Genomic DNA, 12,215 nt, shown 5'->3' on the forward strand with positions numbered 1-12,215 from the left:
TTTCTCATGCCGGCTCCATTTCCGGCTTTTTCCTATCGCAGGCCCCGGCGGGCGGCGTCCGCAACCGCCTGGGCAATGAGCCGTTCCGCTTCTTCCCGAAGGACATAGCCCTGGCGCACATGGCGCTCGGTAGCTTCCCGCACCTTTTCCTCATAACCGGCAAGACTGCCGTACAGCTCCGTTAAAAGCGCGGAGGAGAAGGGCTCCATATGGCCAAACATGGGGCTTACGGTCACCTCTCCCTTCCTCTCCTCCCGGCTCCAGGGAAGATAGCGGCAGGTAGGGACGTCCACAAAGGCGGTCCGCACGCCGCCCCGGGCATTGCCAAAAGCGTCGGTCAGGGCGTCCCCCTTGGCGTCCAGCTCCAACCGGGGGGCGTGGATGGGGGCGGCGCCATCCTCGATCCACCGAAACAGCTGGTGGAACGCCGCGTTCATGGGATAGTCATAGGGAAAATCGTTGGGATAGTCATGCACCCCATGATAGGAGGGGTGAATGCCGCTGTCGTTGAGCTTCGGGTCGTTTTTGTAATATTCCACCAGACCAGGCAGATTGTCATGGGTGGCGCCGGGGATCTCGTACAGCCGGCAGAGGTTGCCGGGCACGTCGCTGTCAAACCGGGGCACCCGGTTGCTGCAAAAGCTGCCGTTCTCGCTCTGAGTCTGAACGATGACATAGGGCTGATCCATCCGGCGCACTACGGTATCAGCGCTGTTCTTGGGCCAGCCGTACTCCTGCTGGTTCACCGGCACCGTCATGCTGTATACCCCGCCAGCGGAAAAATAGCCGTCAAAGATGGGGCCGTCCTTGGCCACATCCTCCCGATACGCGAAGCTGTTGACATACCGCACCAGATAGGCGCTGGACTGGGACCACCCGGTCAACGTCAGGTATTTCACCCCATAGCCGGCAAGGGGATTCTTCTCCTCCTTTGTCCGCAGCAGCCGTGCGGTATCGGTGAGGATATCCCAGAAAAGGCCGGTCTCCTGATCCGGCTTTACGAAGGATAAGCCGGGGGTGGGCTGCATCCGCTCCTCCTGGGGACGGGGATTGGGCCAGGAGATGGCGCCGTACCGCTCCTCATCGTAGCGGACAAGGGCGTCGAACACATCGGGCTTGCTGGTGATCCCCACATAGGCGGCCCCATGATTCATAAAATACCGCTGGGAAAGAATCCACATCCGCTCGATGTCAAACTTGCCCGAAGCGTTTAAAATCTCCACCACCACATGGCCGGAAAAGGCCCTGGGATCGGCGGGGCACCGTACCACCATGCGGTTGGTATAGGGCACGTCCGGATATTCCACTAGGGCGTTGCCCGCCCCGTCGTTCCGGTAGACGTTGGCCGTGCCGGAGAAGAGATACTCCCGCTCCACATACCCGTATTCCGTAAGCGCGCCATGCTTTTCCGCGCTGGCAAAGGGATAGGAAGAAGAGGTGATGGGCAGTTCCTGAACCGTTTTGATCATCGTTTCGTTCTCCTCCTTTGGGCGTTTTCGCGCCGTTTGCATCCTGTTTCTTTTCTTCATGATACCCGGCCCCCCTAAAATAATCAATAAAATTTAGGTAAATATCATTGATTATTTTAGCTAATTTTTCTAATATGAAAGGAGAAACCATGGGATCAAATCGGGAATAGGAGGAGCGTATCATGGCATTTACCGAAGAATTGACCTTTTCTGATCTGAAACAGGAGCCCTTGATGGCAAACCTGATCCCCTATTTTTTGTCCAAGAGAAAACAAGGGCTGGTGGAAACCGACCCCCAGGCCAAGCTCAAGGATCACATCCTTGACGCCTTCAATATGGGGGAAATCGCCGACGGATTCAACTATCTGGTGGAGCTGCAAAAGAAGGGGGTCCCCGTCCTCCAGCACTTCTATTCCCAGAAGGAATGCCAGGCCGATCCCACCCGCGAGGGGACGGGGCTGTTCTGGTTCCCCGCCAAAGCCCCCGGGCCCTTCCTGCTCCTGTGCCCCGGCGGCGGCTACGACGTGGTGGAGGCCATGGTGGAGGGCTTTCCAGTGGCCAAGGCCCTGAACCAGATGGGGATCAACGTGTTCTCCCTCAAATACCGGGTGGGAATGCCGGGAGCCGCTAAGCTTGCGGATGAGGACCTGGCCGCCGCCATTCGGCACATCCTGGCCCATCGGGATTTTTATCATGTCACAGAGGACTACGCCCTGATGGGTTTCTCCGCCGGCGGCCACCTGGTGTGCGGCTTTGGTACCGAGAATCGGGGATATGGGCCGGCGGGGCTGCCCAAGCCCCAAATGATCGGGGCCTGCTACGCCGTGGTGTTCCCCTCCCCTGGGGAGGATCCCCAGCAGCGGCGGGACTGGGCGCGGAAAATGACGGGGGACGGCGATGTGGAACAGGCCCTTTCCGACTACGCGCCCCTTCTCCATGTGGGACCGGATTTCCCTCCCGCCTATATCTGGCACACCCTGGAGGATGCGGTGGTCTCCCCCGATAACGCCCGCCAGTTGGCAGCCCGGCTGGAGGAATTGGGCATTCCCTACCGTCTAAACCTGGTACCCACCGGCCCCCATGGCCTGGGGCTGGGCACCGGCACCGACGCCGAGGGGTGGCTCCCGGACGCCGTCGCCTTCTGGAATTCCCTTCGGGAACCATCCCGATAAACCCACTTTTCATTGGAGGTAATAGCCATGCAGCTAGCAAAAAACCTTTATACCGTCTGTGGATACGCCTATTCGTCCCAGGACAACGTCTACGCCATTCAAGCGCCCCACGGGGTGATCCTGGTGGACACCGGCACCGATGACCGGGAATATGACATCGTCCAGGAAAATCTCGCGTATTGGGGATTGGGCCCCGTCACCCATGTGATCCTCAGCCACGCCCACATCAACCATTGCTTCAACGCGGCCCGGTTCCAGCGGGAGGGAGCCCAGATCATCTGTGCCGAAGCGGTAGCGGACGCCATCGCCACCGCCTCGGATCGGCTCATCGACTACCATCGAACCTCTTTCAGCTACCATGTGAAGTCCTTTACGCGCTGCACCGCGGATCGGGTCATTGCCGCCACCGGCATCTATGACATCGCCGGCCAGACGTTCGATATCCGAATCACCAACGGTCATTCCAAGGGAGGGCTGGTATGCTTTAGCTCCATCGGCGGCCGGCAGGCCATGTTTACCGGGGACTTCATCCAGATCGCTCCCGAAAACACCCATGCTGTGGTAGGCTGGAACGGAGACATCGAATACGATCCTCAGGTATGCCTCACGGAACTGCAGCAGCTATCGGTGGAAGAGCCGGATATGATCCTCCCCGGCCATGGCCAGCAATGCCTTCGTGACGCTTGGCAGATGCCCAAAAACGCCTATGTTCGGGCCCTCCGCGCCACCCACCGATCCCTAAATCCGTAAGAAATCTCACCTTGTAAAAAGTCGATTATTGTTCTTCTATATTACTCAAAACAACTCGCCAGATCTTATTATCATCAAAAGAGGCGCCACAATCCGTTTGGAGCGCAGCGCCTCTTTTTTACTGATTCTATTTCCATTTACAAAGAACTTTATTTCTTCTCAAAGATCACCTTATCTCCGTCCATCTCAAGCGTGATCTTCCCGTTTTTGTACTCAGCCTGTGCGGATTCCCCTTCAAAGGTAAGGGTCACAGTAGAGCCATCCTGTTTCCATTCGCCATCTCCCATTGATTCGCCCATCATGGACATGCTGGCTTTCCCATCCTCTTTCAGCTCCAGAGAAAAGTCCAGTTTCATGCCAAGCATAGCTTCATATTCGGCAATGTTGATCATTTCTCCATCCGCTTCCATTTGAGTTGCCTTGTAGGAACCCGCGACGCTGGCGCTGCTTCCACCGCCGCCACAAGCGGCCAGCGACATAGCCAGCATTATCACCGATAGAACAATTGCGACTCTCTTTTTCATACCTTCCAAACTCCTCTTTTTTATTTATTTGACTATAAAAGTCAAATAAGTCCTGGTGCGGTTTTCTCTCTATTGCAACATATAATAAATCGTTAACAGGCTTGTTTTCTATGAGCTTTCCTTACTCCGCATGATTTCTCTTATAGGCAGATACCATCAGGAATACGAATATCCCCAAGCTGGATGCAAACAGCAGCGTTCGCCAAATCTCCGTGTTTGCACTATCACCAGTGTTTGGAATGCTGGAAGCATTGGAATTGTAGCTATTGGTAAAGCTCATCGTTTCCTGGGGCTCCTCCTCATACTGCGGTTCACCATCCACTACATTGAAAAACATCCAAGTGCCCATATTGTCATTTGGCATTGCATACCAAACTTGATCGGAATAAGTCCACCCATCAGCAGAGTCGTTTTTCTCTCGAACAAAGAATCCCTCGCTCAAAAGGCCATGCTCGTACAGATCCGATTCTTTGAGCGTCAGCTCCAAAGTTCCTTCAAAGTTGCCTTTGCCGTTGGTTTCAATGGTATTTGCAGTCAGTTTGACCTTGTCCTCAGCCCCCGAAACTCCAAAACCATACACCTCAAATTCAAATGTCTGCTGGCCAGGGACTTTCTTGCCAGTCTGCTCTACTATTTTTGTGAAAGGAATTTCTAGAATAACTTCGGCATCTTCGCCAAAGGCCTCCAGTTCATTTACAAATGTCAATGGAGCATATGGAATTCCGTTCGGCATTTGCTCTGTATAAAGAGTTACCTCTCCATTTTGAACGTACAAACTGTATCTTTGATCTGACTTTGCATAGCCGTATGGGGCATTGCTCTCCATTAGTGTATAAAATCCATCTGTTACGTTGGATAGAGTCGCCACACCGTTTTCATCGGAAACCGCTGTATACTTTACCTCCATGCCATCACCGGCATCGGTTGTTGTGGAGCGCGCGCTCAGAGTGAAAGTTGCTCCCTCAAGCGGTTGGTTGTATCCATCCACTTTATTGACAAGAATGGTTGCAGGTACCATTGTTTTCAAATGTACATAGGCATAGTCAGCAAGATCGACCTCATTCCAATTCAAAGCGATAGCATCTTGGGCCGTATCACCACCTGAAGCCGATACAATTAAACCGTTTTGGATAACAGGAGTTGGCTGAAATGCGGCGGTATCAGTTGCGCTTGTAATATCCACCACTTCAACCCAAAAATCACCGGAACAACCCGCAGGATAGGGGCTCTTTAAAGACAGCACGGCATTCCCCTTAACCGTTAAGTCTCCAGCACTCCAAATTGCGGCATCCGCTGTAGACGTGCCTATGACTGTACCACCGTCGATGATCATTTCGCCTCTGGCAAAGAGGGCAGGATAAAAGCTGATGGCCTCAACGTAAGAGTCGCTAATACAAATGCTTCCGCTGGTTCCATTTTCATCAATAAAAGCGGCATTACAATTATCTTCTGTTGCGGACAGATTAACTGTGCTATGATTTTTTATTGTAAGCGCCGCCGCATCTATACCGGCGTACAGACCTTTGGAACGAACGACAGCACCGCTGATTAAGACAGTTCCATCACTGGAAAGTCCGATACCCCTGGCGGCGTTAATGGTAACAGCCGTATCTTGAATTGTCAGATCCCCTACAGCGGAAATGCCATCATAGGTTTCGCCGCCTACAGCTATTTCAAGGTTTCCACTGCCTTTGAACTCCACCGCTCCTGCCGATAGAATCCCGCCGTCATCGGTAATCGTGATTTTATTGCTTCCCGCTAGATTGATCACCAATTTAGAGCTCATCTCATTTCGGATTCCATAGCCAGATGGATGAGGCGCCAAAATGGTCGCATTGGTCAATGTCAAGCTATTTGTCCCTGGATCATAGGTTGCCACTCCCTCTCCGCAGGAGATGGTAAGGTTTTCGCTTGTAAACTGTTCCCCGTTTACCCATAGATCATAGCTGATCGGTGCTGCTAGCGCTGCGTTGGGCAGCAGCACCAACAACAGCATAACGCTACACAGAAATACGCTTAGCAAGTTCTTCGTTTTCTTCGTAGAACTCCTGCTGGAAAATCCACCTTTCATTCTCTAAACTCCTTTTGTCTCTTTGCCATTCAAGATAACTGGGATATGGAGCTTATTTCGATATTCCTTCAATAATGGTTTGAATCTTATGATCATTGAATTTTTTATCTAGAGCAGCATCGGCATTTCCCTCAGATACGAAATGAATGCACAAATAATTTTGATCGTCGATTTTCGTATAAACAAGGATCCCCATTCCTGCGTTATACATGTAGCCATCCATTCCAGCAATGCTGAGTTCTTTATAGGTATCTTGATAGAAATCTTTGCAGAAGGCCTGATTATCCTCGAAAGTCGTTCCCAAGATCTCCATATCATAAATGCTGATATCCATCGAGAAGCTTTGATTGGCGTCCGTAACCACCAGATTATCCTTCGCCTCATTAACTGTGAACTCTATGGGGACCTTTACGGTAAAGGTACCTAAAGAATAATCCTTTGTTTCAATACTCTTGGAACCACACCCTACAAGAACCGACAAAGCCCCTAAACACATCGCCAAAAAAACAACCGTTACCCTTTTTCTCATTTTTTGTCTCCTCCAAATTACTTTTTATTCTTCTTGAACATTCCGCCAAGAAATCTTCCCACAATACCAGCATCCTCTATTGCATTCCTTGTTCTCGTATAGTCGTCCATAACCCCCGCTTCTATCATCTGCTTACGCCGGTTCGCAATCAACTCACTCTCCATATCTATCCGTGCCGAGTCCAACGCACTCTCCAGAGCATGTTTTGCAAACTCATTTTTCATCCCGGACATAATCTCTGCAGACCGTTGCTTCTCCTCTGCCGTCATTCCCCTTGGTTTTTGAGTACATTTGGTTGTAATTGACATGAATTCATCAGAAAGCCCCGTTGAGGCGAACTTTTCCTCAAATTCCGTCGCGTTGGCAGATTCTTCTCCCAACGTCGTGATTCTTTTGATAACGCTTTCAACTTCCTCCTGTATGTTTGCAGGAACTGTGAAGTATTCATCGAGAAAACCAATCCGAGCGTCCACACATCTTTTAACGTCCTCAATCATCCTTCCATTCCTCCCTTTACGCAAAACCTTCTATACGATGATTCTTTGAGGTTTTTATTATTGATTAAATCAATAAATCAAGATATACTAAGATGCTTTAAAAAAACAAATATATTTCCCCTTGTTTCCCTGAACTGCAAGGTTAATTTTATAGACCCTCTCCTGTTTTGTCCCCGTCAGAATTCCCAAATTGAGGGGATTGTAGATCTTTCAATCCGTTATTTTAGAAATTAGTGCAATAAATTGACGGGAAATTTGATGGGAAATCGTCAAAGATATATACATTGAGGAGGAATGTATCTGTGAAAAAAGCACTTTCACTTTTTGCAGTCATTGCGCTTCTGCTTTTCAGCTTTGTTGGATGCAGCAGAAATCAGACTCAGAATCGTGATAACCTCATTACACTGTCCATCTGGCACGTATACGGAGGTCAAGTAGACTCTCCTCTAAACGATGTCATCGATGAGTTCAACCAAACGGTGGGAAAAGATCAGGGGATTCAAGTAGAGGTAACCATGGTCTCCAACACCAACAATATCCACAAGGATGTGATTGCTTCGGCCAGCGGTGATCCCGGCGCAGCCACCCTGCCGGATCTATTCGTCTCCTATCCTAAAACCGTGCTTTCCATGCCTGATGATTCGGTATTGGTGGATTTTCAGGATTACTTCTCAGAAGAGGAGCTAGCGGCATTTATTCCGCAGTTTTTAAAGGAAGGCAAAATTCATGATCGACAGTTAATCCTACCCCTTGCAAAATCCACAGAAATCCTTTATGTAAATAAAACGATATTTGATCGCTTCGCAGCGGAAACAGGAGCAAAACTTGAAGACCTCTCCACCTGGGAGGGGCTGTATCAAATGGCCTGCGAATATGCCATATGGTCTGATGCAAAGACTCCTGAAGTAGCCAATGACCCCAAGCACTTTTTTGTACATGATTATCATTTTAATTACTTTCAGGTAGGCGCAGAGTCCCTGGGATATGACTTTTTTGAGGGCGATACCGTCTCTTTTTCGCCAGCATTTGATAAGATATGGGAGCCCTATGCCAAGGCAGCGCTAAGCGGCGGCCTATGGCTTCAAAGCGGATACGCAACCGAGCCGCTCCGCACTGGAGACGCGGTGGCATCCGTCGCATCCTCGGCCAGCATTCTTTATTATTCCGACGTTGTCACATACCCAGATAACACCTCCGAAGAGGTGGAAATCATTAGTCTGCCCTGCCCAGTATTTGCGGAAGGCAATCGCCTCGTTATGCAACGAGGTGCTGGCATTTGTCTGGTTAAATCCACCAAAGAACGTGAACAGGCTGCAATTACCTTTTTAAAGTGGCTGACAGAACCGGAGCGCAATACCCAATTCGTTACACAGGTAGGCTATATGCCGGTTACAAAGGAAGCTTTCGAGAAATATCTTCCGGGTGCGATCGAAGGTTTACATGATCCCAAATATATTTCCTTATACAAGGCCTTTTTGAAAACATATGAGGACTATACCTTCTACAATGCTCCTTTGCTGGACACCTACCTTTCCCTCGAAACAATATTTGAACAAAATATCCGCCTATGTTTACTGGATGCTAGAAAGGAATACATCGAGCAGGGTGCAAATCCCGAAACCATGACTGCGTTTTCAGAAAAGGCGTTAAGGGATTTCTGCTCCTTCTTCCAATAAGGCAAAGCGGGGAGGAAATGAGATGATCCTAAAACTCAGGGATTTAAAGCGACTGGCTGCTACTTCAAAACACCAGAGCAAAAAAATGCAGCATCGGCTGCTTCTATACTATTGCTCTATGGTTTTGGTAATCTTCAGCGCATCGTTATTGATCATGAGTATTGCCGGTGTGTTTTCTAACTCAGAAGAGAAGCTGGGACAAATATTAAAGGTTCGTCAAGATGCGGCCTATTCTGCAGTTACCAATCATTTGGATTCCCTTGAGGCGCAAAGCATCGCGCTGTCAAAAAGCGCTTGTTCCATCATCTCTGACGCGCTGGATAGGAGCCCAGTATCCACATTAAATGACAATCCCGAGGAACTTCTTAAGACTCAAAAGCTGCTTTACCCAACGCTAAACACCACTTTAAAATCCAGTGGCTGCAATGGTGCCTACATCATTTTAAATGCTACAACCAATACCTCCGCGCCCGTAGCCGCAACTTCGCGTTCCGGGCTTTACCTACGGTATGTAAATTTAAGCGCCACAAATTCCATACAGCAGGACGTAACATTTTATCGGGGCATCCCAGATGTCGCCAGGGATATTCCCTTAGAATTGCATAACCGCTGGAATCTAGAGTTTGATATTTCCAAAATTCCAGCCTATGAAACACTTGTGAAAACAAGCTCCGGGCGTCTTGCAGACAACTGCCTCTGGTCAAAGCGAATGCTATTACCGGGAACATGGGAAAACCTAATGCTGCTGTCCGTCCCCATTCTAAACGAAAACGGGGAAATCTACGGTATCTGCGGGTTAGAAATCAGTCAGCTGTATTTTCGCTTAGCTTATCCATCCGCCAGCAGCGAATTTGGCAATATGGTTACGGTTTTAGCTCCAATAGACGGAGATGTATTGTCCCTCAAGGACGGCTTAATTGGCAGTAGACAAGGTATGCATATCGATGAAATTTCTTCATTGTACTGCAAAAAGGGAGACTACTATAACACCTATCTAAGCAACGATAAAATCTATCTCGGCTTACATCAGGAGATCAATGTCAAATCCACAGACGGCAACACGCTTGCCGCTGTTACGCTGATTTCAGCGGAAGCGTTTGCTTCTGTCGTAAATCACGAGCGCATGATATGGATTTTTTGCGCTCTTGTATTTTTATTGCTGATGGTGCTATTTTCCCTATATCTATCCCGAAGGTTTGTTAAGCCCATTCTCAAAAAACTAGATGCCATTCGAAATAATACTTGGGATGAGGACTCCGCAGAGTCCTATTACGAAATTGATGATCTATTTGGTTTTCTTGCTGAAAAAGATCGGGAATATGAACAGACAAAAACTGCGCTGGAGACCGCGCAAAGTGAGTCCGCTAAAGCGCATACGGAACACGAACAAACACTTCGAGCATTGGAAAATGCGCAGCGAGAAGCAGCCAAAGCACAGATAGAGTATGAACAAGCTCAAAACAACTATATGGCCGCTCAACAAAAAATTGCGCGGCTAGCGCATTCCAAAAAATATGAAATCGATCCCGATGACTACCAGGAATTTCTGATCGGCGTTCAAATGCTTACTCCTACGGAACGGGTTATTTTTGATCATTATTTATCAGGAAAGAATGTAAAGGAAATTATGAACATCGTGGGCATCAAGGAGAGTACACTTCGCTATCATAATCGGAATATTTACTCCAAGCTGGGAGTGAATTCTTTAAAACAGATGCTACTGTACGCCGCATTGATGAAACAGGAAGGCGAAGGAGGATTTAAAAAATGACTTTGGCCGGCAGACTAAATCAAATCATTGAAGAACAGCATATTAGCAAAACAGAATTTGCGCACCGAGTTGGTATTACGAAAAATTATCTCTATATCCTAACCGGCAAAAGTAGAGCGAATACCAATAAAAACAAGACTATATCCCCAATACTAGCCAAACTTATTGCACTCGAGTTTGGTTACAACGCCAATTGGATTCTAAATGGAAAGGAAGAATCGTAAAAAGAACTTTTTACTGGGTAATTCTTTGTACTGTACAAAATAAGTGTAAGCATTACAGGCAAGCGGACGCTGTCTCGTTCAACAGCAAAAACTCTTCTGATCCAATCCGATAGCGCAACTGCAGAATACAGATTTGCAGCCCCTAAAAATAAAAAGCCCACCGTGATCTTAACAGAATTACGGTGGACTCTGGTGGAGCATAGGGGATTCGAACCCCTGATCTCTGCATTGCGAACGCAGCGCTCTACCAACTGAGCCAATGCCCCAGGGACGAGTGCTATTATAACAGATATCCCTTTTCTTTTCAATCGGCCATATCAAACCGAAAAAATTATTTTTCAATCAAGATCCAGAGAAAAATATCCGGTTTCGATTCCATAATTTGTGGTATCATAGAAACAAACCAGCGGCGCGGCCGTCAGCTCGAGGTGACCAATTATGAGTCGGGATCAGATTCATACCATCGTTCAAAGCGCAATCATTGCGGCCCTCTACTTTCTCTTAACTTGGGCTTTTGCGCCCATCTCCTTTTCCGGAGTGCAGGTTCGCATCTCCGAGGCCCTTTACGCCTTCTGCCTCTTCACCCCCTGCGGGATCTGGGGGATGTCGGCGGGGTGCCTATTGGCCAACCTGTTCTTCAGTCCTTACGGCTTTTTGGATATTCTTCTAGGCACCCTGGCTACCTTCGTGGGAGCCATTGGGGTCTATGCCCTGCGCAAAAACAAGATGGTTGCCTTTGCCTGCCCCGTAATCAGCAACGCCTTTTTGGTACCGGTGGTGCTCCAGGTAGCCGCCGGGCTTCCCTATGTGGCCAATCTCCTCTATGTGGCGGTAGGAGAAGGCATTGCCGTATACGCCATCGGATTGCTGCTAAGCTCTGTCCTGCCCCGCCTGTACCAGGACCAGCAGTAGATTCCATCGGCGCCGATACAACCAATTTTAGGAAAAACCCGCTTTTTAGCGGGTTTTTCCTTCTCTCCCCTGAACTTTTATGTTATTATAACCAATAGGAACATACGGAAGAGGGATCACCCATGGAGAAAGGTCTGCTCATCGAAGGAATCGCAAAAAATGTATTGGTGATGCTGCCCAAAGCTAAGGCCATCTTTAAGGATACGTATGGAAAGAAACCCCAGTTAAATCTGCGCGGCATCCAAATCCTGATCATCAACATCATCCACAATGAAGGACCCATGTCCATGGGAAAGCTGTCCTCCATCGTCTCCATAGCAAAGGCCAATACCACGCCTTTGGTGGCCGACCTCATCGAGAAAGGCTACCTCTGCCGGCGGCGGTATGAAAAGGACCGGCGCGTGATTCTCATCGACCTCACCGAAGAGGGCCGTCAGGTTCAGCGCATGGTCCAACAGGAGAACATCGCCTTTTTTAAAAGCAAGCTGGGCGCCTTCGAAACGGAGGACCTGGCCCGCCTGAACGACGTGGTTTTATCCCTAACGAGCCTCTTTGACCGGTGGCTGGAGACGCCTCCAGCCGAAGCCGTGGCAGAACTGCAAAAAAGCGAATAATAAAAA

12 protein-coding genes and 1 tRNA gene are annotated in these 12,215 nt (G+C 49.0%); 7 read left to right on the forward strand and 6 right to left on the reverse strand.

Annotated features, from left to right (window positions below; translation table 11 throughout):
• Positions 1–32: 32 nt before the first annotated feature.
• The gene (locus KP626_RS05510) at positions 33–1,529 is read right to left on the reverse strand and encodes an alpha/beta hydrolase domain-containing protein (protein WP_395975583.1); all 1,497 of its coding nucleotides are present in this window, start codon (positions 1,527–1,529) and stop codon (positions 33–35) included.
• 122 nt (positions 1,530–1,651) lie between these two features.
• On the opposite strand from KP626_RS05510, the gene KP626_RS05515 reads away from it, so the two are divergent.
• Both KP626_RS05515 and KP626_RS05520 read left to right on the forward strand, forming a co-directional pair.
• A complete protein-coding gene (locus KP626_RS05515) occupies positions 1,652–2,641 on the forward strand; it encodes an alpha/beta hydrolase (protein WP_395975585.1) in 990 nt (329 codons plus the stop codon).
• 27 nt (positions 2,642–2,668) lie between these two features.
• On the forward strand, positions 2,669–3,391 hold the full coding sequence (locus KP626_RS05520; RefSeq protein ID WP_395975587.1) for an MBL fold metallo-hydrolase: 723 nt from the start codon (positions 2,669–2,671) through the stop codon (positions 3,389–3,391).
• Positions 3,392–3,540: 149 nt separating this feature from the next.
• Here the strand turns inward: KP626_RS05520 and KP626_RS05525 are convergent, their stop codons facing one another.
• From KP626_RS05525 to KP626_RS05540, 4 genes are all read right to left on the reverse strand, one after another.
• Positions 3,541–3,915 (reverse strand): hypothetical protein, encoded by a 375-nt coding sequence (locus KP626_RS05525; protein WP_395975589.1) that lies wholly within the window; start codon positions 3,913–3,915, stop codon positions 3,541–3,543.
• Positions 3,916–4,036: 121 nt separating this feature from the next.
• Positions 4,037–5,986, reverse strand: a complete 1,950-nt coding sequence (locus KP626_RS05530) for a SpaA isopeptide-forming pilin-related protein (protein ID WP_395975591.1) — start codon at positions 5,984–5,986, stop codon at positions 4,037–4,039.
• Between the two features lie 52 nt (positions 5,987–6,038).
• Positions 6,039–6,515, reverse strand: coding sequence for a hypothetical protein (locus KP626_RS05535; protein WP_395975593.1), 477 nt, complete (start codon positions 6,513–6,515; stop codon positions 6,039–6,041).
• Positions 6,516–6,532: 17 nt separating this feature from the next.
• Entirely contained in the window at positions 6,533–7,012 is a 480-nt protein-coding gene (locus tag KP626_RS05540; RefSeq protein ID WP_395975595.1) for a hypothetical protein, read from the reverse strand.
• 302 nt (positions 7,013–7,314) lie between these two features.
• Here KP626_RS05540 and KP626_RS05545 point away from each other — a divergent pair, with 302 nt between their 5' ends.
• From KP626_RS05545 to KP626_RS05555, 3 genes are read left to right on the forward strand one after another with little or no spacing between them, the layout of a single operon-like run.
• Positions 7,315–8,688, forward strand: a complete 1,374-nt coding sequence (locus KP626_RS05545; RefSeq protein ID WP_395975597.1) for an extracellular solute-binding protein — start codon at positions 7,315–7,317, stop codon at positions 8,686–8,688.
• Positions 8,689–8,710: 22 nt separating this feature from the next.
• A complete protein-coding gene (locus KP626_RS05550) occupies positions 8,711–10,459 on the forward strand; it encodes a LuxR C-terminal-related transcriptional regulator (RefSeq protein WP_395975599.1) in 1,749 nt (582 codons plus the stop codon).
• Positions 10,456–10,683, forward strand: coding sequence for a helix-turn-helix domain-containing protein (locus KP626_RS05555; protein ID WP_395975601.1), 228 nt, complete (start codon positions 10,456–10,458; stop codon positions 10,681–10,683). The genes KP626_RS05550 and KP626_RS05555 overlap by 4 nt, the downstream gene beginning before the upstream one ends.
• Positions 10,684–10,873: 190 nt before the next feature.
• On the opposite strand, the gene KP626_RS05560 is transcribed toward KP626_RS05555, so the two are convergent.
• Positions 10,874–10,949 (reverse strand) — tRNA-Ala (locus KP626_RS05560).
• Positions 10,950–11,121: 172 nt separating this feature from the next.
• Between KP626_RS05560 and KP626_RS05565 the strand changes: the two genes are divergently transcribed.
• Together KP626_RS05565 and KP626_RS05570 are read left to right on the forward strand one after the other, a co-directional pair.
• Positions 11,122–11,595: a QueT transporter family protein gene (locus tag KP626_RS05565; protein ID WP_395975603.1), complete on the forward strand. Its 474-nt coding sequence runs from the start codon at positions 11,122–11,124 to the stop codon at positions 11,593–11,595.
• A 122-nt stretch (positions 11,596–11,717) separates the two neighbouring features.
• Entirely contained in the window at positions 11,718–12,209 is a 492-nt protein-coding gene (locus KP626_RS05570) for a MarR family winged helix-turn-helix transcriptional regulator (protein ID WP_395975605.1), read from the forward strand.
• Positions 12,210–12,215 lie beyond the last annotated feature (6 nt).

The sequence above is a fragment of the Christensenella sp. MSJ-20 genome, assembly GCF_044357945.1.
Taxonomy (GTDB): domain Bacteria; phylum Bacillota; class Clostridia; order Christensenellales; family QAND01; genus QAND01.

What these genes read in the sequence shown, in the direction of transcription:
- KP626_RS05570 (WP_395975605.1), top strand. Translation starts at nt 11,718, where the DNA reads ATGGAGAAAGGTCTGCTCATCGAAGGAATCGCAAAAAATGTATTGGTG.
- KP626_RS05520 (WP_395975587.1), top strand. Translation starts at nt 2,669, where the DNA reads ATGCAGCTAGCAAAAAACCTTTATACCGTCTGTGGATACGCCTATTCG.
- KP626_RS05535 (WP_395975593.1), bottom strand. Translation starts at nt 6,515, where the DNA reads ATGAGAAAAAGGGTAACGGTTGTTTTTTTGGCGATGTGTTTAGGGGCT.
- KP626_RS05565 (WP_395975603.1), top strand. Translation starts at nt 11,122, where the DNA reads ATGAGTCGGGATCAGATTCATACCATCGTTCAAAGCGCAATCATTGCG.
- KP626_RS05550 (WP_395975599.1), top strand. Translation starts at nt 8,711, where the DNA reads ATGATCCTAAAACTCAGGGATTTAAAGCGACTGGCTGCTACTTCAAAA.
- KP626_RS05555 (WP_395975601.1), top strand. Translation starts at nt 10,456, where the DNA reads ATGACTTTGGCCGGCAGACTAAATCAAATCATTGAAGAACAGCATATT.
- KP626_RS05540 (WP_395975595.1), bottom strand. Translation starts at nt 7,012, where the DNA reads ATGATTGAGGACGTTAAAAGATGTGTGGACGCTCGGATTGGTTTTCTC.
- KP626_RS05525 (WP_395975589.1), bottom strand. Translation starts at nt 3,915, where the DNA reads ATGAAAAAGAGAGTCGCAATTGTTCTATCGGTGATAATGCTGGCTATG.
- KP626_RS05530 (WP_395975591.1), bottom strand. Translation starts at nt 5,986, where the DNA reads ATGAAAGGTGGATTTTCCAGCAGGAGTTCTACGAAGAAAACGAAGAAC.
- KP626_RS05515 (WP_395975585.1), top strand. Translation starts at nt 1,652, where the DNA reads ATGGCATTTACCGAAGAATTGACCTTTTCTGATCTGAAACAGGAGCCC.
- KP626_RS05510 (WP_395975583.1), bottom strand. Translation starts at nt 1,529, where the DNA reads ATGAAGAAAAGAAACAGGATGCAAACGGCGCGAAAACGCCCAAAGGAG.